Annotated in this window: 17 protein-coding genes, 2 tRNA genes and 1 pseudogene; 7 read left to right on the top strand and 13 right to left on the bottom strand. The window is 69.7% G+C overall.

Annotated elements, in window-relative coordinates:
• Nucleotides 1-64: 64 nt before the first annotated feature.
• Complete coding sequence (locus ACFZDI_RS18390) at nucleotides 65-1,024, top strand: hypothetical protein (protein WP_391251691.1); 960 nt, start codon at nucleotides 65-67, stop codon at nucleotides 1,022-1,024.
• A gap of 65 nt (nucleotides 1,025-1,089) precedes the next feature.
• On the opposite strand, the gene clpX is transcribed toward ACFZDI_RS18390, so the two are convergent.
• The 5 genes from clpX to ACFZDI_RS18365 form a co-directional block, all read right to left on the bottom strand.
• Nucleotides 1,090-2,376, bottom strand: a complete 1,287-nt coding sequence (gene clpX, locus ACFZDI_RS18385; protein WP_031114127.1) for an ATP-dependent Clp protease ATP-binding subunit ClpX — start codon at nucleotides 2,374-2,376, stop codon at nucleotides 1,090-1,092.
• Between the two features lie 180 nt (nucleotides 2,377-2,556).
• Nucleotides 2,557-3,264 (bottom strand): ATP-dependent Clp protease proteolytic subunit, encoded by a 708-nt coding sequence (locus ACFZDI_RS18380; protein ID WP_308122550.1) that lies wholly within the window; start codon nucleotides 3,262-3,264, stop codon nucleotides 2,557-2,559.
• Nucleotides 3,265-3,373: 109 nt separating this feature from the next.
• Entirely contained in the window at nucleotides 3,374-3,979 is a 606-nt protein-coding gene (locus ACFZDI_RS18375; protein WP_030240055.1) for an ATP-dependent Clp protease proteolytic subunit, read from the bottom strand.
• A gap of 354 nt (nucleotides 3,980-4,333) precedes the next feature.
• Nucleotides 4,334-5,722, bottom strand: a complete 1,389-nt coding sequence (gene tig, locus ACFZDI_RS18370; protein WP_234850464.1) for a trigger factor — start codon at nucleotides 5,720-5,722, stop codon at nucleotides 4,334-4,336.
• Between the two features lie 194 nt (nucleotides 5,723-5,916).
• Nucleotides 5,917-5,993, bottom strand: a tRNA-Pro gene (locus ACFZDI_RS18365).
• Between the two features lie 163 nt (nucleotides 5,994-6,156).
• Between ACFZDI_RS18365 and ACFZDI_RS18360 the strand changes: the two genes are divergently transcribed.
• Nucleotides 6,157-6,230, top strand: a tRNA-Gly gene (locus ACFZDI_RS18360).
• A 66-nt stretch (nucleotides 6,231-6,296) separates the two neighbouring features.
• Here the strand turns inward: ACFZDI_RS18360 and ACFZDI_RS18355 are convergent.
• Nucleotides 6,297-6,668 carry a tyrosine-type recombinase/integrase gene (locus ACFZDI_RS18355; RefSeq protein ID WP_391252267.1) on the bottom strand — a complete coding sequence of 124 codons (372 nt, stop codon included), beginning with the start codon at nucleotides 6,666-6,668 and terminating at the stop codon, nucleotides 6,297-6,299.
• Between the two features lie 761 nt (nucleotides 6,669-7,429).
• Between ACFZDI_RS18355 and ACFZDI_RS18350 the strand changes: the two are divergent.
• Nucleotides 7,430-7,762 (top strand): annotated as a pseudogene (locus ACFZDI_RS18350) (ASCH domain-containing protein); the annotation flags it as partial.
• A 361-nt stretch (nucleotides 7,763-8,123) separates the two neighbouring features.
• Here the strand turns inward: ACFZDI_RS18350 and ACFZDI_RS18345 are convergent.
• Nucleotides 8,124-8,318 (bottom strand): hypothetical protein, encoded by a 195-nt coding sequence (locus ACFZDI_RS18345; protein ID WP_031107160.1) that lies wholly within the window; start codon nucleotides 8,316-8,318, stop codon nucleotides 8,124-8,126.
• Between the two features lie 708 nt (nucleotides 8,319-9,026).
• On the opposite strand from ACFZDI_RS18345, the gene ACFZDI_RS18340 reads away from it, so the two are divergent.
• Complete coding sequence (locus tag ACFZDI_RS18340) at nucleotides 9,027-10,139, top strand: acyltransferase family protein (RefSeq protein WP_391251688.1); 1,113 nt, start codon at nucleotides 9,027-9,029, stop codon at nucleotides 10,137-10,139.
• Between the two features lie 15 nt (nucleotides 10,140-10,154).
• Here ACFZDI_RS18340 and ACFZDI_RS18335 read toward each other — a convergent pair whose 3' ends face one another.
• The gene (locus ACFZDI_RS18335) at nucleotides 10,155-10,592 is read right to left on the bottom strand and encodes an HD domain-containing protein (protein ID WP_234850469.1); all 438 of its coding nucleotides are present in this window, start codon (nucleotides 10,590-10,592) and stop codon (nucleotides 10,155-10,157) included.
• Between the two features lie 30 nt (nucleotides 10,593-10,622).
• The gene (locus tag ACFZDI_RS18330) at nucleotides 10,623-11,801 is read right to left on the bottom strand and encodes a SpoIIE family protein phosphatase (RefSeq protein ID WP_391251686.1); all 1,179 of its coding nucleotides are present in this window, start codon (nucleotides 11,799-11,801) and stop codon (nucleotides 10,623-10,625) included.
• 161 nt (nucleotides 11,802-11,962) lie between these two features.
• Here ACFZDI_RS18330 and ACFZDI_RS18325 point away from each other — a divergent pair, with 161 nt between their 5' ends.
• The gene (locus ACFZDI_RS18325) at nucleotides 11,963-13,213 is read left to right on the top strand and encodes a GNAT family N-acetyltransferase (protein WP_391251684.1); all 1,251 of its coding nucleotides are present in this window, start codon (nucleotides 11,963-11,965) and stop codon (nucleotides 13,211-13,213) included.
• Between the two features lie 13 nt (nucleotides 13,214-13,226).
• Here ACFZDI_RS18325 and ACFZDI_RS18320 read toward each other — a convergent pair whose 3' ends face one another.
• Complete coding sequence (locus ACFZDI_RS18320) at nucleotides 13,227-14,039, bottom strand: DNA-formamidopyrimidine glycosylase family protein (protein ID WP_391251682.1); 813 nt, start codon at nucleotides 14,037-14,039, stop codon at nucleotides 13,227-13,229.
• Between the two features lie 751 nt (nucleotides 14,040-14,790).
• A complete protein-coding gene (locus tag ACFZDI_RS18315; protein WP_344367656.1) occupies nucleotides 14,791-15,276 on the bottom strand; it encodes a ribose-5-phosphate isomerase in 486 nt (161 codons plus the stop codon).
• Between the two features lie 278 nt (nucleotides 15,277-15,554).
• Between ACFZDI_RS18315 and ACFZDI_RS18310 the strand changes: the two genes are divergently transcribed.
• Nucleotides 15,555-17,045, top strand: a complete 1,491-nt coding sequence (locus ACFZDI_RS18310) for an amino acid permease (protein WP_234850959.1) — start codon at nucleotides 15,555-15,557, stop codon at nucleotides 17,043-17,045.
• Nucleotides 17,046-17,156: 111 nt separating this feature from the next.
• On the opposite strand, the gene ACFZDI_RS18305 is transcribed toward ACFZDI_RS18310, so the two are convergent.
• A complete protein-coding gene (locus tag ACFZDI_RS18305; RefSeq protein WP_391251679.1) occupies nucleotides 17,157-19,139 on the bottom strand; it encodes a protein kinase in 1,983 nt (660 codons plus the stop codon).
• A gap of 196 nt (nucleotides 19,140-19,335) precedes the next feature.
• Here ACFZDI_RS18305 and ACFZDI_RS18300 point away from each other — a divergent pair, with 196 nt between their 5' ends.
• Nucleotides 19,336-20,061 (top strand): hypothetical protein, encoded by a 726-nt coding sequence (locus ACFZDI_RS18300; RefSeq protein ID WP_391251676.1) that lies wholly within the window; start codon nucleotides 19,336-19,338, stop codon nucleotides 20,059-20,061.
• Nucleotides 20,062-20,183: 122 nt separating this feature from the next.
• On the opposite strand, the gene ACFZDI_RS18295 is transcribed toward ACFZDI_RS18300, so the two are convergent.
• Nucleotides 20,184-20,762 (bottom strand): biotin transporter BioY, encoded by a 579-nt coding sequence (locus tag ACFZDI_RS18295; RefSeq protein ID WP_234847946.1) that lies wholly within the window; start codon nucleotides 20,760-20,762, stop codon nucleotides 20,184-20,186.
• Nucleotides 20,763-20,844: the final 82 nt, after the last annotated feature.

Raw genomic sequence — 20,844 nt, 5'->3', positions numbered from 1 at the left:
TGCACACGGCGGGTCTGCGCCAGGATGTCCTGAACACATAAGCATCTGGAGGGGAACCCAGAACATGAGTTACAACCAGCCGGGCCCGTACGGCGGGCAGCCCCAGCAGCCCGGTCCGTACGGCCAGCCGGGCCCGTACGGCCAGCCGCCGCAGGCGCCCCAGCCCGGCTACGGCTACCCCCAGCAGGCTCCTCCGCCCCAGCCCGGCTACGGCTACCCGCAGCAGCCCCCGCAGGGCGTCCCGCCCCAGCAGGCCCCCTACGGCCAGCAGCCCCCGTACGGCCAGCAGCCGCCCTACGGCCAGGCCCCCTACGGCGTCCCCCAGCCCCCGGCCCCGGGCGGCGGCAAGAAGAAGACCGGCCTGATCATCGGCGCGGTCGCGGTCGTGGCGGCGATCGGTGTGGGCGCGTACTTCGTCCTCGGCGGGGGTGGCGGCGCGGGCGCCCTGGAGGACGACGGACCGCACAAGCTGGCGACCCCGGCGAAGGTGCTCGGCGAGTACAACCGTGTCACCAAGGACGGGCAGACGGTCGGTGACGACTCCACCAAGGAGTTGGAGAAGAGCGGCGTCAAGAACGGCAAGTCCGTGCTGGGCTCCTACTCCACGGTGGACATCAGCAAGTACGACCCGAATGACCCGTCCTCGGCTGCCCAGATGGCGACGGCCAAGGGCGTCACGTTCGTCGGCGTATACGGCGAGGTTTCCGACCCAGAGGCGGCGCTGGACACGTTCTTCTCGAACTTCAAGAAGTCGTCGGAGGAAGGCTCCTCCAGCAGCGGCAAGAAGACCGAGCTGATCGGCGAGCCCGAAGAGGCCGATCTCGACGGCGCGGTCATGAAGTGCCAGGCGGCCAAGGGGCAGGACCCGTCGACCAAGAAGGACAAGACCGATTGGTTCTGCGCGTGGGCCGACCACAGCACGGTCACCATGGTGTCGCCCGGCGAGGTGAGCGGAGACGTCTCCAAGGACGTCGCGATCGACATCACCAAAAAGCTGCGCCCTGAGATCCGCGTCAAGGCCTGACGACGGACGACAGCACAAAGGGAAGGGCCCCGGTCATCGACCGGGGCCCTTCCCTCACGTCTGTGTCACGCCGTCTTCTGCTCGCCCGGCCCCCGCCCCCGCGCGTCCCGCGGGATCAGGGTCGGGTTGACGTTCGACTGGACGACGTCCGCCGTGATGACGACTCGGGCGACGTCCTTGCGGGACGGGACCTCGTACATCACGCCCTGGAGGACTTCCTCCATGATGGCGCGCAGGCCTCGGGCGCCGGTCTGGCGGAGGATGGCCTGGTCGGCGATGGCTTCGAGCGCCTCGCGCTCGAAGTCCAGCTCCACGCCGTCGAGTTCGAAGAGGCGCTGGTACTGCTTCACCAGTGCGTTGCGCGGCTCGACGAGGATCTGGAGCAGGGCCTCGCGGTCGAGGTTGTGGACCGAGGTGATGACCGGGAGGCGGCCGATGAACTCGGGGATCATGCCGAACTTGACCAGGTCCTCCGGCATGACCTCCTGGAACTGGTCCTTGGACTCCATCTCGCGCTTGGAACGGATCTGCGCGCCGAAGCCGATGCCCTTGGCGCCGGCCCGGGCCTCGATGATCTTCTCCAGACCCGCGAAGGCCCCACCCACGATGAACAGCACGTTCGTCGTGTCGATCTGGATGAACTCCTGGTGGGGGTGCTTGCGCCCGCCCTGCGGCGGCACGGAGGCCGTGGTGCCCTCCAGGATCTTCAGCAGGGCCTGCTGGACGCCCTCGCCCGACACGTCGCGGGTGATCGAGGGGTTCTCGCTCTTCCTCGCGACCTTGTCGATCTCGTCGATGTAGATGATCCCGGTCTCGGCCTTCTTGACGTCGTAGTCGGCCGCCTGGATCAGCTTGAGCAGGATGTTCTCGACGTCCTCGCCGACGTACCCGGCCTCCGTGAGGGCCGTGGCGTCGGCGATCGCGAAGGGGACGTTCAGCATGCGCGCGAGGGTCTGCGCGAGGAGGGTCTTGCCGGAGCCCGTGGGGCCGAGGAGCAGGATGTTGGACTTCGCCAACTCGATGGCGTCGTCCCGGCCGTTCGCCCCGCCGTTCTCACCGGCCTGCACGCGCTTGTAGTGGTTGTACACCGCTACGGAGAGGGCCTTCTTGGCGGCCTCCTGGCCGACCACGTAGCCCTCGAGGAACTCGTAGATCTCGCGGGGCTTCGGGAGCTCCTCCCAGCGGACCTCGCTGGTCTCGGCCAGCTCTTCCTCGATGATCTCGTTGCAGAGGTCGATGCACTCGTCGCAGATGTACACACCGGGCCCTGCGATGAGCTTCTTGACCTGCTTCTGGCTCTTGCCGCAGAACGAGCACTTGAGCAGATCGCCGCCGTCACCGATGCGTGCCACGGTGTGCTTCCCCTTCGCCTGGGAGACTCCTGGACGTCGACGTCCAGCGGACTCCTGGTGCTGCCTTATGTCGACGGTACCTTGCCGGGCCCCCCGTTCGGGCCCCCCTTGGCGCGGTTCGCTTTGACGTGAACCGAGCCAAACCGTGCCAAGGGGCGGCAGACGTTACAGCCTCTCGCGTCAACGCAGGCTCGAGTTGTCCATCTTCCGGGTGGTGATGATCTGGTCGATCAAGCCGTAGCTCAGCGCGTCCTCGGCCGTGAGGATCTTGTCGCGCTCGATGTCCTCGCGGATCTTCTCGACCGGCGTGGTGGAGTGCTTGGCCAGCATCTCCTCCAGCTGCGAGCGCATCCGGAGGATCTCGTTGGCGGCGATCTCCAGGTCGGAGACCTGACCGCGACCGGTCTCGCTGTACGGCTGGTGGATCAGCACGCGCGCGTTCGGCAGGGCCATGCGCTTGCCCGGCGTACCGGCGGCCAGCAGGACGGCGGCGGCGGAGGCGGCCTGCCCCATGCAGACCGTCTGGATGTCCGGCTTCACGTACTGCATCGTGTCGTAGATCGCCGTGAGCGCCGTGAAGGAGCCGCCGGGGCTGTTGATGTAGACCGAGATGTCACGGTCGGGGTCCATCGACTCCAGGCACAGCAGCTGCGCCATGACGTCGTTGGCGGAGGCGTCGTCGATCTGGACGCCGAGGAAGATCACGCGCTCCTCGAAGAGCTTCGCGTACGGGTCGTACTCGCGAATGCCCTGGGAGGTGCGCTCGACGAAGCGGGGGATGACGTAGCGGGACTCGGCCTGCGGGCCGGTGTAGCGGCCCTGCGAGCCGCTCATGTCCTGCACGGCGTGCATACGGTCGTAGATCCCACTGCCGGGGAACTGGTTCACGGTGTCTCCTGAAAGGGGCTGAGGCGGTCGGCTGGGGCTGTCTGGGGTCACTGGGGCCCGGGAGGGCTCCGTGGGCCTCACGGGGCGCCACAGGCCCCGTGGGGACCGCTCAGGCCCCGGTGCCGCCGCCGCCCGGCATACCGGCGGCCGTGGGGATCACGTCGTCGATGAGGCCGTACTCCTTGGCCTCGAAGGCGTCGAACCAGCGGTCGCGGTCCGAGTCGCGGGTGATCTGCTCGACCGTCTGGCCGGTGTGCTGGGCGGTGAGCTCGGCCATGCGCTTCTTGGTGTGCAGCAGCCGCTCGGCGTGGATCTTGATGTCCGAGGCCGAACCGGCCAGGCCGGCGGAGGGCTGGTGGATCAGGATCTCGGCGTTCGGCAGCGCGAAGCGCTTGCCGGGCGTGCCCGCGCTGAGCAGGAACTGACCCATGGAAGCCGCGAGACCCATGGCGATCGTCACCACGTCGTTCTTGATGAACTGCATGGTGTCGTAGATCGCCATACCGGCCGTGATCGAACCGCCGGGGCTGTTGATGTAGAGGTAGATGTCCTTGTCCGGGTCGGCGGCAAGGAGCAGCAGCTGTGCGGTGATCTTGTTGGCAATGTCGTCGTCGACCGGCTGGCCGAGGAAGATGATCCGCTCGTTGAGCAGCCGGTTGTAGACCTGGTCACCGAGGCCACCACCGATGGAAGGCTCGCCGGCGGCGGAGGGCATCAGATTCGTCACGTATCCACCTGCTCGTCTTACGACGGCGCCGGGCCGTCTCACGTTTCCCTGCGGGGCTCGGAGCCGTCGGGGACTCCTCTGCCCTGGTATTCATGGACCCTAACGCGCGGGTCCCTTCGGGGAATCCCGGAGATGGGAGTGTTCGCCGGGGGCGTAGCGCGACAGGCTCCGCCAGGGGGCCGTGCGGTCTCGTCGTGGACGGTGCGGTTGTCGCCGGGCTTCGGGCGGGTGGGGGCTTGTCGTGCAGTTCCCCGAGCCCCTGAGGAGCGCTGCCCCCCGGGTGACAAGAAGGCCCTGGGGGCGTGCCCCAGGGCCTTCTCACGAACTCACCGCGACCGGGGCTCAGCCCTCGGTCTTCTCCTCGGCGGACTCGGCCGGGGTCTCCTCGGCGGCGGCCTCGGCGGACTCCGTCTCGTCCTCTTCGTCGTCGAGGTCGATGATCTCGCCGTTGGTGTCCTTGACCGTGGCCTTCTCGACCACGACGGCCAGGGCCTTGCCGCGGGCGACCTCGCCGACCAGGAGCGGAACCTGGCCGCCCTCGACGACCGCCTGGGCGAACTGGTCGGGGGACATGCCGGAGGAGGCCGCACGGCGCATGAGGTGCTCGGTGAGCTCCTCCTGGTTGACGTTGAGCTTCTCCTGCTTGACGAGCTCGTCGAGCACGAACTGGGTCTTGATGCCCTTGACCGCGGCCTCACGGGTCTCGGTCTCGAACTCCTCCTCGCTCTTGCCCTGGATCTCCAGGTACTTCGCGAGGTCGAGGCCCATCTGGCCGAGCTGGTGGTGCTCGAGGTTGTGCTTGCGGGTGTTGACCTCGTCCTCGAGCAGCTTCTCGGGGACGGGGACCTCGACCAGCTCGAGCAGCTTCTCCAGGACGCGCTCCTGGGCCTGCGTGGCCTGGTCGTACTGCTTCATGTTCTCGAGGCGCTTGCGGCTGTCGGCGCGCAGCTCCTCGATGGTGTCGAACTCGGAGGCGAGCTGCGCGAACTCGTCGTCCAGCTCGGGAAGTTCACGCTTGGCCACCTGGGTGACCTTGACGGTGACCTCGGCCTCCTTGCCGGCCGCCGAGCCGCCCTTGAGCTCGGAGGTGAAGGTGGCCTCGCCACCGGCCTCCAGGCCCTTCACGGCGTCGTCGATGCCGTCCAGCAGCTCGCCGGAGCCGATGGTGTAGGAGACGCCGTCGGCGACGCCGTCCTCGAGGACCTCGCCGTCGACCTTGGCCTGCAGGTCGATCGTCACGACGTCGCCGTCCTCGGCGGCACGCTCGACCGGGGCGGTGGAGGCGAAGCGCTCGCGCAGCTCCTCGACGGCCTTGTCGACGTCCTCGTCGGTGACCTCGACCGCGTCGACCTCGACCTCGATGCCGGAGAAGTCCGGGATCTCGATGGCCGGGCGGATGTCGACCTCGGCGGTGAAGTTCAGCGTCTCGCCGTCCTTCAGCTCCGTGATGTCGACCTCGGGCTGGCCCAGCACGCTGAGCTCGGCCTCGTTGACCGCGTCGGTGTAGAACTTCGGAAGCGCGTCGTTGACCGCCTCCTCCAGGACCGCACCGCGGCCGAACCGCTGGTCGATGACCCGGGCCGGGACCTTGCCCTTGCGGAAGCCCTTCACCGTGACCTGCTGGTTGATCTTCTTGTACGCCGCGTCGAGGCTGTCCTTGAGCTCCTCGAAGGGCACCTCGACAGTGAGCCGAACCCGAGTCGGGTTCAGGGTCTCCACGGCGCTCTTCACGGTTCGGTCTCCTTGTGGCTGACTTCTTGGTTTCTGCCGGGGCCAGAGCGGCCCGGCGGATTTCGCCGCCCGGAGGACTTCAGACGATGAGACACACGGGCGTGCAGCTTGCATAGTAACGGCAGCGACTACACCGCCCAAAAGGCGATCACGGGAGTGGCCGGATGGGCGATCACACGAGGTGATCGGGTGGCTGGTCGGGGTGGCGGGATTTGAACCCACGGCCTTCCGCTCCCAAAGCGGACGCGCTACCAAGCTGCGCCACACCCCGTTCGGTGCGACACGTAGGGTACATGCCCGCAGGCGGTGAGGCCGCCGCATTTCCACCGGGTTCGTGCCGCGTCGGGCGGGGCGGGAATGCGGTGTGCGACGAAGGGGGGCGACCCGCTACGATGCCTTCAGTGCCGCGGTCGTCCGACCTGCGGCGCACGCGTGCGGGCGTAGCTCAATGGTAGAGCCCTAGTCTTCCAAACTAGCTACGCGGGTTCGATTCCCGTCGCCCGCTCCATACAGATCAGGGCCAGGTCAGAGGATCATTCCTCCGCCTGGCCCTAATCGTTTCCCGGGGCTGTGTTCAGTCCGCCGTGTCCCCCGCGTGCCCCTCCGGCTCTGGATCTTGCTTTCGCTCGGGCTTCCGGCCCTTGTCGACAAGGTCGCTCAGGGCGTCGGCAATCAGCCGGTCACGTGCGGCGCTCGCGTGCTGATAGATCAGCGCGGCCCGAGACGTGCTGTGGCCCATGCGCGCCATCAGCTCACGCGTGCTCGCGCCCGTGGAGGCCGCCAGCGTGTTTCCCGTGTGCCGAAGATCATGGAAGTGCAGGCCCTTGATCCCGGCATCGCTGCACGCCTTTTGCCACAGCCGGTTGAAGTGGTTCCGGCGGGGAGTCGCCCCCTTCGCACCGAGGAAGACCCGGCCGTCGGCGCCGTGCTCGGCGTACCGCTCCAGGTGATCACGGATGTCCGGGATGATCGCGGCCCGACTCGCCGGAAGCTTACGGGGCCATGATCACTCGCCCCGAAGCAGCTCCAGCCCAAAGCCGCTCCGCCGACCTTGTGCCAGACCCCGCCCCACATGGAAGCTTCGACCATGCTTCGCTCTCGTCGCTGGTACGCACTCCGTTCACTGGGCTTCGGAGCACTCGCCCTCATCAGCACCCTTTTCGGTGTATCCGCGAGGGATGCGGGAGTCGTCTGGCTTGAGAAGTTGATGGCCATTCTTATTGGCATAGGGCTCGCTTGGTGCCTGATCTTCCTCATGCGAGCCGTGCTACCGAACAGGTTGCGCCGTTGGGCCTTCAGACCGGTACCGGCCGAGCTGCAACGACATCGACCTGACAGCCGAGGCCGCTTCGGGGCTCCCTAGACTGATCGAGACGCACCGACCGCCCAGGATGCGCGCGAGAGCGCCGATCAGGCCGCATTGGGCACAGGGCGGCGCTGGAGAGCCCTGACGCGGGAGAAGGCCACACGTGCCCCTCGCATGCCCGATCGAGCGGCGACCGACGGGGAGCCCCGGGGAACCTCAGTGAGCACCCCGAGAACGCACAGGTCAGCGTCTCGCCAGCTCAGCCCCGATCCGCATACGCGATCTTCCAAACTAGCTACGCGGGTTCGATTCCCGTCGCCCGCTCCATATGGCTCAGGGCCAGGTCAAAGGATCACTCCTCGACCTGGCCCTGAGTGTTTCCGGGAGCTGTGTTCAGTCCGCCCGCGCTCGTCGTCGGCCATGAGCATGAGCATGAGGGAGAGCCTCTGCCTGACGTCGGGAACCGTTCGGTGGTCGTCGACTCGGACGATCCGCCGGTGGCGGTGATCGAGGTGACCGGCGTGCGCGTCGCCCCGCCGGTGCAGGTGGATCTTGCGCACGTGACGGACGAGGGGGAAGGACCCGCCCGCGTGGCGGAGTGGCGCGAGGGCCACGAGTGGTTCCGGCGCAGCGAGGAGATGCGTGCGACCTCGGGGGACCCCGGCTTCACCGTCGACGACGCGACGCCGGTGGTGCTGGAACGCTTCCGCGTCATCGCCGGTCTTCGGATGCCCGATGCCGCCCGGAGCGGGCACGTGATGTCGTGCCCATGGCGTGCCCCTGGGGCGGTGAGCGGAGGGAGGTCTCGGGGACGCCGGAGCGCCGGCCGAGAACGGCACCCCCGAGGCGGCCCCGGTCTGCACCGCTGCCGCCGGCGAGGCCACCGGGGCCGGCGGAGATCTTCGCCGTGTCGGCCCGGTCGGCTCGCGCCGTTGTGCGGGAGTGCCGCCGGACGCCGAGCGGGGTCGGGGCGGGGGGTCGCCGCCTTGGTCGGGGCGCGCAGGGGTGCAGCGGTGCTTCCCTGCGTTCCCCGCGTCACCTGCCGCCCTGCGCCGGGCCGTGGCGCCGGGGCCGGCTGGAGTGCTGTCGGAGGCGTCAGAAGCTGATGGAGTTGATGGTGTCCGCTATCGAGTTGAGGAAGCGGTTGATGGACGGGGCCATGCCCGTCGAGGCGAGGAAGAAGCCGAAGAGGATCGCCACGATGGCCGGGCCCGCCTTGATGGACCCCCCTCTCAGCAACACCACAAGGATGATCGCCAACAGCAGCACCACAGACAGTGAAATGGCCACAACTGATCACACCCTCGGTCGGTCCGCTCTCCCGGCCCGGGGACGCGACCCCGCGCACCCCGCCAGAACCATCGTGCCACCAACACGGCCGGGCTATGCGGGTGGTGACGCATCGACCACACCCGTGTCGCGCCCGCCCGCATGTGCGGCCGGTGTGTGACGGCCGTTCCCGGGTACCTGACACCCAGCGGTCGCACGGCAATTCGACGAGCCACCCGCGCAGGGAATTCGGCTGCATCGTTTCCGTCTCCACACAATGCGTCCGCAGTTATTTCGAATTGTTGCCACAGACTCACCAAGACCCCTATGGGCAGCGACTGAAGACGGGCGGAAGCGGACATTCCACTGGAGTCGCCTGCTGGTCTTATGCGCCGCTTAGTCCGGAAGTGTCAGGACAAGCAGGGCCCAGTCGGTGCACAAAATCCGCCCCCGGGCGATGTGTTGGCCATCACGCCGACAGTGACGTCAACCAGCCGTAATCCGGGGTACCCGCAGCGAATAGCCAGGAATGACGTCTGGCGTTTTACGAATAGCTGCAGGGAACGCTAGGGTGCCTCAGATGTTCCACGCTGCCTCGTCCCCCGCACACGCAGCGAGGTCCCGGATCGTCTCCCCGAGCTCCCGGTGGGAGGGTCTGTGACGAACTCGCTGCGACCGAACGGCGACCGCAGGGCGCCACTTCCCCCGGCACAGTCGCCGGCCGACGGAGTGCCGAGCCCTCGCTCGCCGCAGAGCACGCAGAAGAAGCAGAACGGCAAGCAGCGCGACGCGTTCTTCGACAACGCGAAGTACCTCGCGATCGTCCTGGTGGCCATGGGCCACGCCTGGGAGCCGCTCAAGAGCGACAGCCGGATACTCGAGGCCGCGTACCAGCTCGTCTACGCGTTCCACATGCCGGCGTTCATCCTCATCTCCGGCTACTTCTCGCGCAGTTTCGACATGCGGCCCAGCCGCCTCAAGCGCCTGATCACCGGCGTGGCCGTGCCGTACATCATCTTCGAGACGGCCTATCCGCTCTTCAAGAGGGTCATCGACAACGACCCGCACCAGGAGATCAGCATCCTCGACCCCTGGTACCTGACCTGGTTCCTGGTCGCGCTGTTCATCTGGCGCCTGACCACCCCCATCTGGAACCTGGTGCGCTGGCCGCTGCCGCTCGCGCTGGGTCTCGCCATGCTGGCGACCGTCACGCCGGAGATCGGTGACGACCTGGACCTGCAGCGCGTCCTGCAGTTCCTGCCGTTCTTCGTGCTGGGTCTGATCATGAAGCCCGAGCACTTCCACATGGTGCGCCGCCGTTCGGTGCGGATCGCGTCGGTGCCGGTGTTCGCCGTCGCGCTGGCCTTCAGCTGGTGGGCGGTGCCGCGCATGAACACCGCGTGGTTCTACCACCGGGACGCCGCCCAGGAACTGGGCGCCCCGTGGTGGACCGGCCCGGTCATGGTGCTCGCGATGTTCGGCTGCTCCCTGGTGCTGACCGCCTGCTTCTTCGCCTGGGTGCCGCGCCGCCACATGTGGTTCACCGCCCTCGGCGCCGGCACGCTCTACGGCTACCTGCTGCACGGCTTCCTGGTGAAGGCCGGTGACTTCCGGGGCTGGTTCGAGGCGTCCTGGATGCACCACCCGGCCGGGGAGATCCTCGTGACCGTCCTCGCGGCCGCCGTCGTGACGGTGCTGTGCACCAAGCCGGTGCAGCGCGTCTTCCGGTTCGCGATGGAGCCGAAGATGGACTGGGCCTTCAAGCCGGACGCGGCCGAGCAGGCCCGCGAACGCCAGAGCGCCGAGCGGCGCGCACGCGAACGCGAGAAGGTCAACGCCTGACCCCTGCGACAGCGTTCATCCCACCAGACCGAGAAGTGCGCGCATCCGCGCGTACTTCTCGGTCAGTCGTGTGCGGGTCGCCGCGTCGAGGACGGCGAGCCGCGCCGGGTCCGCGTTGTGCGCGAGGTCCGACTCCTTCACCAACAGCGCGCCGGGCGTGGCGAGGATCCGCGCGGCGTACGCCTCCGGCGGCTCCCCCGCCCGCTTGGTGACCGCGAGGACGATGTCCTTCGTACGGCTGCTCAGCGCGGCCTCGCGCAGCCACTGTGCGGACAGGGCGTCGTCCTCGACGGCGTCGTGCAGCCAGGCCGCCGCGATCTGCTCCTCGTCGCCGCCCCGTGCCCGTACGCCCTCCGCCACGGCCCGCAGGTGTTCGGCGTAGGGCCGGCCCGCCTTGTCGGTCTGGCCTGTGTGCGCGGCGCGGGCGGTGGCCTCCACCTGGGCCAGGGTCATGCGGGGTGTCTCGGTCACCGCCCCAGTGTCTCAGCGGGACGCGGCGGCCGTCGGCCCCTCGCGGCAGATCAGGAGCAGCGCCCGGTCGTCGTTGACGTCCTTGGCCACGGCCTCGATGAGGTGCCAGGCGGCACCGTGGAAACCGCCGGCCACATAGCGGTCGGCCTCGCCGGTGAGGCGGTCGATGCCCTCGACGATGTCCCGGTCGGCGGTCTCCACCAGGCCGTCCGTGAACAGCATCAGGACGTCCCCGGGCCGCAGCGAGCCCTTCACCGGGTCGAACTGGGCGCCGTCGTACACCCCGAGGAGCGGGCCTTCGGCCGCCTTCTCCTCCCAGCGGCCGGTGCCCGCGCTGAGCTGGAGACCCGGCGGGTGGCCCGCGGAGTAGAGCTCGTAGTCGCCGGAGTCCAGGTCGAGGACCAGGTGGATGGAGGTGGCGAAACCCTCGTCCCAGTCCTGGCGCAGGAGGTAGCCGTTCGCGGCCGGGAGGAAGGCGTGCGGCGGCAGGGAGCCGAGCAGGCCGCCGAACGCGCCGGACAGCAGCAGAGCGCGGGAGCCCGCGTCCATGCCCTTGCCGGAGACGTCGGTCAGGACGACTTCGAGCGTCCGGCCACCGTTGGTGCGCGCCGCCACCACGAAGTCGCCCGAGAAGGACTGGCCGCCCGCCGGGCGCAGCGCCATCTCCCGGTGCCAGCCGCCCGGCAGGTCGGGCAGCTTGCTCTGCACCCGGATGCGTTCGCGCAGGTCGAACAGCATGGTGCCGCCGCGCCGCCAGGGCACGCCGACCCGGCTGCGGAACTGGGCGAGCAGCAGGCCGAAGAAGCCGCAGGCCGCCACCACGAGCACGACGCCGGGGGTGACTCTCGACGGGCCCTCCGTGTACGGGCCGAGCTGCACCGACTCCACGATCAGTGCCGTGGCCGCCGCGGCGTACAGTCCGAGCAGGCTCGCCGGCCGCAGCAGCAGACCGCCGACGACGACGGGCAGCACGAGCGCGGCCGGTGAGAACCACACCGAGTTCCCCAGCGTCGCCGCCGCGATCAGCGGGACGGTCAGGATCAGGCCGGCCAGGGCGATCCAGTCGGAGCCGTTGCCGCGGAAGTAGTCCACGGCGGCCCGGCGCACGCCGACACGGGCCCGGTGCCACTGCTTCTTCAACCGGGCCGTGAACGTCTCGGCTTCCGCGCGCCGCTCTCGTCCTGCTGCCATTAGTTCGGGACCCTATCCATCCGACCGGCCCCTTGGCACGGGAGGTCCTACTTGTCCCCCGTCCGAGGGCGGAACATCACAGTGCGGCGCACGGCGTGCGCCCGTCGTCGCCCGGGAGAAATTCCCTCGCTCGTCCCGCATTGCCCTGGTAGGCATGGCTCATGGGAACTGACGCGAACGGTCTTTCGCCCGGTCTGCGGGTCCTTCGACAGGACGATTGGGACACGTGGTACGACACCCTGCTCCGGGGCTTCGGCGGGGTGCCGGAAGCCGCCGAGGAGCGGGAGTTGTGGCGCGCACTGACCGAAATCGACCGTTCCCTGGGCATCTGGGACGGGGACGAGTGCGTGGGGACGGCCGGGGCGTTCAGTTTTCGACTGACCGTGCCCGGCGGCACGTCGCTGCCGGTCGCGGGCGTCACGATGGTCAGCGTGGCCGCCACGCATCGCCGGCGCGGTCTGCTGACGTCGATGATGCGACGGCAGTTGGACGACGTGCGCGCGTGGGGTGAGCCGCTGGCCGTGCTCACCGCGTCCGAGCCGGCGATCTACGGGCGGTTCGGATACGGCAACGCGACCCTGTCGCTGACCGCCGAGATCGACACGACCCGGGTCGGGCTGTCGGTGCCGGACGGTACGGATGACGTACGGGTGCGGTACGCGGTACCGGCCGATGTGCTCGACGTGTGCGAGGCCCTGTACGCCCGGCTGGTTCCGGCGCGGCCCGGGATGCTGGCCCGGCGGCCCGGCTGGGAGCGGCTCGGGGTGCTCGACCCGGAGAGCGAGCGGGCGGGGGCGTCGCCCCTGCAGTGCGTGCTCGCCGAGCGGGAGGGGGAGACGGTCGGGTACGCGCGGTTCCGCGTCAAGCCGGAGTGGGAGCTGTCCGGGTCCAACGGCACGGTGGCCGTGGAGGACGTGGTGGCGCTGGACCCCGCGGCGGACGCGGCGCTGTGGCGGTTCCTGTTCGGGATCGACCTGACGTCGAAGGTGACCGTGCGGGGGCGTCCGGTGGACGACGCGTGGCTGTACCTGGTGTCCGACCAGCGACGGTGCCATCCGCGGTTGCGGGACTCCCTGTACGTGCGGCTGGTCGAGGTCGGGGCCGCGCTGGAGGCGCGGACGTACCAGGCGCCGGTGGACGTGGTGTTCGAGGTGGAGGACGCGTTCTGTCCCTGGAACGCGGGGCGTTGGCGGCTGAGCGGGGACACGAAGGGTGCGTCCTGTGAGCGTACGGCGGACGCCGCTGATGTCGCCCTGACGGTACGGGAGTTGGGCGCGGCGTATCTCGGGGGCGTGTCGCTGGCCGCGCTGGCGGCGGCGGGGCGTGTGCGGGAGATCCGGCCGGGGGCGTTGGCCGAGGCGTCGCTGGGGTTCGGGTCGGCCGTGCCGCCGTGGCTGCCGCACGGGTTCTGAGGGGCGCGCGGCTTTATCGAGGGCGTTGGCAGGTCGGGCACCAGAAGAGGTTGCGGGCGGCGAGATCGGCGGTGCGGATCTCGCTGCCGCAGATGTGGCAGGGCAGGTTCGCCCTGCGGTAGACGTACACCTCGCCGCCGTGGTCGTCGACGCGCGGGGGGCGGCCCATCGCCTCCGGGGTGTGCTCCGGGCGGACGGTGTCGATGCGGTTGTAGCGGACGCCCTCGTGCATGAGGGCGACGAGGTCGTTCCATATCGCGTGCCACTCGGTGGGGGTGATGTCCTTGCCGGCGCGGTACGGGTCGATGCAGTGCCGGAAGAGGACCTCCGCGCGGTAGACGTTTCCGACGCCGGCGATGACCTTCTGGTCCATGAGGAGGGCGGCGATCGTCGTACGGCTGCGGGTGACGCGGCGGTAGGCGGCGTCCGGGTCGGCGTCGGCGCGGAGGGGGTCGGGGCCGAGGCGGTCGTGTATCGCCTGCTTCTCCGGGGGTGTGATGAGGGCGCAGGTGGTGGGGCCGCGGAGGTCCACGTAGGTGGTGTCGTTCGCCAAGCGGAGGCGGACGGTGTCGGTGGGGGGTGGTTCGGGGGCCGGGCCGAAGGTGACCTTGCCGAAGAGACCGAGGTGGATGTGGACCCAGTGGGTGTCGCGGAAGCCGAGGAAGAGGTGTTTGCCGTGGGCTTCGGTGTGGGTGAGTTCGGTGCCGGTGAGGAGGGTGGCGGCGGGGGCGAACTTGCCCTGGGGGCTGGTGGTGCGGGGTTTTGTGCCGCGGAAGGCGGTGGCGTAGTCCCGGGCGAGGCGGTGGATGGTGTGGCCTTCCGGCACGGGGTCTCCTGTGAATGTCGCCCTGCGGTGGGGTCGGGGTTCTTGCTCGCCGGCGTTGCTGGCTGAGGCCGCGGGGCTGCGCCCCGGACCCCGTCTTTTGCCCACCCGCCCGCCCGACGCGGTTACTGAGGAGGCCCGAGTCCAAAAGCCTCGGGGCTCCGCCCCGAACCCTGGCGGGGACTGCGTCCCCTGCACCCCTCCCGGGCTGCGCCCGCGCCCCCTCGGCTTCGCCGGCCCCGTCCGACAGCGGGCTTCGCCGGGCTCCCCTCCGACCCTGGGGCCTGGGGGTTATCCCCTCCGGGCAGTGGGGCGTAGGAAATACCCCTGCGGCCCTGGGGCTTCGGGGGTCTCCCCCCTCCGGCCCTGTCGCTTCGGCGGTCTGCCCCTCCGGCCGTGGGCAACGCCGCTCCCCCTCTGGCCCTGGGGCGCGGGGGTTCCCCTGCGGCCCCGAGGGCTCGGGGGTCACCCACTCCGGCCCTGAAGCTTCGGGGTCTCCCCCCTCCGGCCCTGGAGCTTCGGGGTCTCCCCCCTCCGGCCCTGGAGCTTCGGGGTCTCCCCCCTCCGGCCCTGGCCGGCCCTGGGGCTTGGGGGTACCCCCTGCGGCCCTGGGGGGCATCCCCTCCGGTCCCGGGGCTCGGGGGCCACCCCCTCCGGGTTGAGGCTCACGGGTTTCCCCCTCCCGCCCCGGAGTTCCGACGGCTTCAGCCCTGGGGGCTCCGTGGGTGGAGCCCCCTGACGCTTTGGGGGTGGGTTACTGCTGGGGGTGGTGCGGGGGGATCGGGGGGAGGTCGCCCGTCGTTTCGTACGACGACAGCATGTCGATGCGGCGGATGTGACGTTCGTCACCGGAGAACGGCGTGGCGAGGAAGGTCTCCACGAACTTCGTCGCCTCGTCCTGCGTGTGCATGCGCGCGCCCACCGCGACGACGTTCGCGTTGTTGTGCTGGCGGCCCAGGGACGCCGTCTCCTCGCTCCAGGCGAGGGCCGCGCGGACGCCCTTGACCTTGTTCGCGGCGATCTGCTCGCCGTTGCCCGAGCCGCCGATGACGACGCCGAGGGCGTCGGGGTCCGCGGCCGTGCGCTCCGCCGCACGGAGGCAGAACGGCGGGTAGTCGTCCTGGGCGTCGTAGAGGTGCGGGCCGCAGTCGACGGGGTCGTGACCCGCCGCCTTCAGCCACTCGACGAGGTGGTTCTTGAGTTCGTAGCCCGCATGGTCCGAGCCGAGGTACACGCGCATGGGATGAGTGTGACACGGGTGTTTCGGGGAAGGCGCGCCGGGTGGCGCTCACAGAAACCTAAGGCGAATGTGAGCCCGATTACGGAACCTCAGGAAAACCTCAAGTAACAATCTGGATTCAAAGGTTCTCCTATCCGTTCGCCTCCGATTCACTGGACCGGCTCGTACACCGCTCGTACGGGCCACCCGTACACCGTCATGCCCCGACACACCCCGTTCGTGCGGCTCGGGCGGTTCGTACGGAAGTACAGCTCCCCGGCGCAAAGGAAATCCGTTCCATGACCTCGCAGCCGACTCTGAACAAGACCGGAAACGACCCCGGAGGACCCGGAGAACCCGGAGCCGAGGGCTCCGGGCTGCAGGCCGGACTCAAGAACCGGCATCTTTCGATGATCGCCATCGGCGGTGTCATCGGCGCCGGCCTCTTCGTGGGGTCCAGCTCCGGTATCGCCACCGCCGGTCCGGGCATCCTGCTGTCCTACGCCCTCGTCGGCACGCTCGTGGTGCTGGTGATGCGGATGCTCGGCGAGATGTCGGCCGCCAACCCCACCTCGGGTTCCTTCTCCGCGCACGCCGACCGCGCCCTCGGATCCTGGGCCGGGTTCTCCATCGGCTGGCTCTACTGGTTCTTCTGGGTCGTCGTACTGGCGGTCGAGGCGACCGCCGGTGCGGTGATCCTGGAGGGCTGGATACCGGCCGTGCCGCAGTGGGGCTGGGCCCTGATCGTGATGCTGGTGCTGACCGCGACCAACCTGGTCTCCGTCGGCTCCTACGGTGAGTTCGAGTTCTGGTTCGCGGGCATCAAGGTCGTCGCGATCGCCGCGTTCATCGTCATCGGCGGACTGGCCGTGTTCGGCCTGCTCCCGGGCGTGGACAGCGAGCAGGCCGGGATCAGCAACCTCACCGCGCACGGCGGCTTCCTGCCCAACGGGGCCGGCGCCATCCTCACCGGTGTGCTGCTCGTCGTCTTCTCCTTCATGGGCAGCGAGATCGCCACCCTGGCCGCCGGCGAGTCCGAGAACCCGCGGCAGGCCGTCACCAAGGCCACCAACAGCATCATCTGGCGTGTCGCCGTCTTCTACCTCGGCTCGATCGCCGTCGTCGTGTGCCTGCTGCCGTGGGACAGCAAGTCCATCGCCAAGGACGGCTCCTACGTCGCCGCGCTGGACTCCCTCGGCATCGCGCACGCCGGTCAGATCATGAACTTCATCGTGCTGACCTCGGTGCTGTCCTGCCTGAACTCCGGCCTCTACACGGCCTCCCGCATGGCCTTCTCCCTCGGCCAGCGCGGTGACGCGCCTAAGGCGTTCGCCCGCACGACCTCCAACGGCGTGCCGCGCACGGCGATCCTCGCCTCGGTCGCCTTCGGCTTCGTCGCCGTCTTCTTCAACTACAAGTTCCCGGACTCCGTCTTCCTCTTCCTCGTGAACTCCAGTGGCGCGGTCGCCCTGTTCGTGTGGCTGGTGATCTGCTTCTCCCAGCTGCGCATGCGGAAGATCATCAAGGCTGAGGCGCCCGAGAAGCTCGTCGTGAAGATGTGGCTGTACCCGTACCTGACCTGGGCGACTGCCGCGCTGATCGTGTTCATCCTCGGTTACATGCTCACCGACACCGAGCACGACGGGCGTCAGACCATCCTGCTGTCGCTGCTCGTCGCCGCGGTGGTGCTCGTCATCGCCTTCCTGAAGAAGGGGATCCGTGGGGGGCGTCCGGCCGCGGACGCCCAGCAGGTCCAGGGTGAGGAGCGCAGCGAGGTGTCGGCCGGCTGATCCTCCAGCCGCTCGCCGTTCTTCGTGGACGGGGGCCTGTGGTGCGTGCTGTCGCGCGTGCCGCAGGCCCCCGTCTTGTTTGTGTTGCCCCGGCATCCCTGCGGCTGCCGCCTACAGCACCGTGAAACTGTCCCTGACCTTCTCGTAGGTGGCCAGTGCCTGCTCCTCGATCCCTGCCTCGTACCACGTGTTGACCTGGTACGACTTGCCGGTCACGTTGAAGCCGAGCAGGCGGGCGTGCCAGTGGACGCCCTTCAGCGTGAACGTGTACTCCCAGACCACTGCCGGGTGGCCGCGGAACGTCGTCTCCTCCAGTCGGATCTTGCGGTAGTCCTGGCCCTGGTGGGCGTTGCGCTCCGAGGTCTGCCAGGTCTCCAGGAGGTCGCCACGGGCCAGGGACGACTTGCCGACCAGTTCCTGTGAGCCGTCCGGGGAGGTGTAGTGCACCTCCGCGCCCGTCTTCACGTCCCGCCGCCAGCCGTCGGGCGTCGCCCAGGCGAACCCACCGGCCTCCCGGTGCGTGCCGGGCGGCAGGGACTGCGGCCTGGCGGTGCCCTCGACGGTGGGGGCCGGGGTGGTGGCCTTCGCGGAGCCGTCGGTCGGTTCCCCGGTGGTGGGGGGCGCGGACGCCGAGGAGCCCGCGCGGGGGGTTTCGTCCCCGTCGCCGGGTGAGCTCGACGACGTCGCCAGCAGGATGGCGACGACCGTACCGGCCGTGGCGATGGCGGCCGCCGCGGCGGTGAGCACCGTACGGCGACGGGTGCGGGGGTGGGTGCGGGTGCGGGGTGGGGCCGGCACGGCCGGTCCGGGGAGCTCGCCCGGCGGCATCGGCGGGGGCGTGGGCTGCGGACGGCGTTCGGTCTCCGCCTGGGCACGGCCGAGGGAGACGGGGCCGGGGACCGGGCGGGGGGTGGTGCCGGCGGTGCGGCCTTCACCCGGGGTTGTCGTCGGCTGGGGCCTCGTGGCGGCTGCCGCGGGTGTGGTCGAGGTCGTGGGGGTCGGGGGTGTGGGGTGGTGGTGCGGGCCCGGGGCGGGGGCGGGTCGGCGGGGGTCCTGTGGGGCCGGGTGAGGGACGGGGGTGGGTGGCTCCGGCGGCGACGAGGTTGCGGAGAGAGGTGCCCGCGACCGCGGTTGTGGTGCTGGTGGCCGTCCGCCTGGGGTGGTGTCCGACTCGGGCGCGGGCGACGGCTTCGGACTCGTCGCGGCCTTCTCCTCCACAACGGGCTTGCGCTCGGGACGCGGTGTCGGGGACGGGAACGCCACCGGTCGCAGTGCCGTCTCCAGTGCGTCGAGGTCCGGACGTGCCGAGGGTTCCTTCGCCAGGAGGGACGTCAGGATGGTCCGCAACGGGCCTGAGGCGACGGGCAGTTCGGGCTCCTCGTACAGGACCGCGTGCAGGGTCGCCAGCGTGGTGTCGCGGGAGAACGGGGAGCGGCCGCCCAGGGCCGCGCAGAGGGTCGCGCCCAGGGACCAGATGTCGGACGGCGGCCCTTGGGGGCGGCCGGAGATGCGCTCGGGGGCCATGTAGTCGGGCGAGCCGACGAGCATGCCGACCATGGTGAGCGCCTTCGCGTCCTGGATCGCCGCGATGCCGAAGTCCGTGAGGACGACGCGCCGTGCGGGGCCGGAACCGTTGGCGTCGGCGCGTCCGGATCCGGCCACCCCGCCCGTGTGCTCGACGAGTACGTTCCCGGGCTTGATGTCGCGGTGCAGGACGCCTCGTTCGTGCACCTGCCGCAGCGCCGCGACCAGACCGAGGCCGATGCGGGCCGTGTCGCCGGGGCTCAGCGGCCCGGCCTCCGCGAGGATCCGTTCGAGGGAGCGGCCCGCCACCAACTCCATGACGATCCATAGGCGTTCACCCTCGTCGACCACGTCGTAGATCCGTACGACGTTGGGGTGGTCGATCCGGGCCGTCGCCCTGGCCTCGCGCAGGGTGCGTTCACGGCGGGTCCTGCTGTCCTCCGCGTCGAGTCCGTCGATCCGCATTTCCTTGACGGCGACCTGCCGGTCGAGAATTTCGTCGGCGGCTCGCCACACCCGCCCCATTCCCCCCTGGCCGATACTCTCGACCAACCGATAGCGTCCCGTCACCAATATCCCTGGAACACCGCCGCTGTTCGCATTTCCCGGCAATCCGCTGCACCCCCTCCGCGCCCCCGCGACCGACTCCAGTGAAACACAACGGTCACACTTCGCGCCGTACCAGGATAGTGCGGCGAAATCTTGTGGTACCTCTTTCAGTGCTGCGAATTCAGGCGCAGCCCAGGGGGACGCAAGGGGGACGAACATGAGTTCTCGTCGTACGACGGTGGTCACGGGATCGCTGGTCATGGCATCTTTCTCGGCGGTGTTGATCCTTTCCGGAACGGCCGGCGCGGAGGATGAAGGGCCCGCGAGCAGCAAGGGGGGAAAGGTGGTCGACGCCGCCCCGGCAGGGGTGAAGCTGACCACGACACTGCCCGGGAAGATCTCGGTCGACAATGGTTCCGAAAAGACGGCTATTACCGCCACGGTGAAGAACGAGGGGAGCAAGGACAGCGGGAAGATCAGGCTGTTGGTCGTCGGTTTCGACGGGCTTGTCGTCAAGAACGTCGAGGGGTGTTCGGCGATACCCGAGAAGGGACTTCCCGAGGGTTCGAACAGCGGATTCGCATGCGCGGTCGACCATCTCGCCGCGGGTGCCTCGAAGTCGTACGCCGTCGACGCGACGTTCGACCTCGGCAAGACCGGGAAGATCTGTCTGCCCGTGCAGACGGGCGACGGGAAGAAGACCTTTTGGCAGCAGGGCCCGGTGCCGTTCGGCACGAGCAACCCGTCGCCGGACGCCCCTGCGACGCCCCTGCTGCTCGGCACCGACAACGAACCGGCGGGGCCGGGCGGCAAGGAGCTGCCGAAGACCGGTCCGGCCCGTGATCTGCTCCCGCTGGGTGCGACCGGGGCGTCGCTGCTCGCGGCGGGCGTGGCCGGAATGTGGTGGTCGCAACGGCGACGGCCGGGGGCTGTGGAGGGCTGAACCGGCCCCTGCCGCGTCTCGGGTACGCGAAGAGGCCCGCCGGGAGCAGCGTGCCCCCGGCGGGCCTCTCGGCAACGCCTGTGGTGAATGCGGGTGCGGTCGGCGCTTGAAGGCCCGTCGCGTCAGCGCTTGTTCGCGAACTTCCATGCCGTCGGCAGGACGCCCATCGCGAGCGCCGCCTTGACCGCGTCGCCGATGAGGAACGGCGTGAGGCCGGCCGCGATCGCGGCGGTGGCGGACATACCGGTGGCGAGGGCCAGGTAGGGCACGCCGACGGCGTAGATGATCGCCTCGCCGATCAGCATCGCGCCGGCCGTGCGCAGCACCGAGCGGTCGGCGCCGCGGCGGGCCAGGGCTCCGACGACGGTGGAGGCGAGGATCATGCCGAGGATGTAGCCGAAGGAGGGCGCGGCACCGGAGGAGGCGCCGGCGAACCACGGCACACCCGCCAGGCCCGCCAGGGCGTACAGGGCGAGCGCGAGGAAGCCGCGGCCGGCGCCGAGGGACGTGCCGACGAGCAGCGCGGCGAAGGTCTGGCCGGTCACCGGCACCGGGGAGCCCGGCACGGGCACGGAGAGCTGGGCGGCGAGACCGGTGAGCGCGGCGCCGCCGAGCACGAGGGCCGCGTCCCGGACACGGGAGGCAGGGAGCAGGTCGGCGAGGACCTGTCCGGTGGCGGGTGTGGCGGCAGCGGTGCTCATGGGGACTCCGCGAGGGTGAGGGCCGGTGGGACACGGTGACGCTATCCCAGCGCCCTCGCCCTGATCACCGTCAGCCGTCCAC

It is taken from the genome of Streptomyces sp. NPDC007907, assembly GCF_042959365.1.
GTDB lineage: Bacteria > Actinomycetota > Actinomycetes > Streptomycetales > Streptomycetaceae > Streptomyces > Streptomyces indiaensis.
The sequence above is the reverse complement of the archived record's forward strand: the minus strand, read 5'-3'. Positions and strand labels throughout refer to the sequence as shown.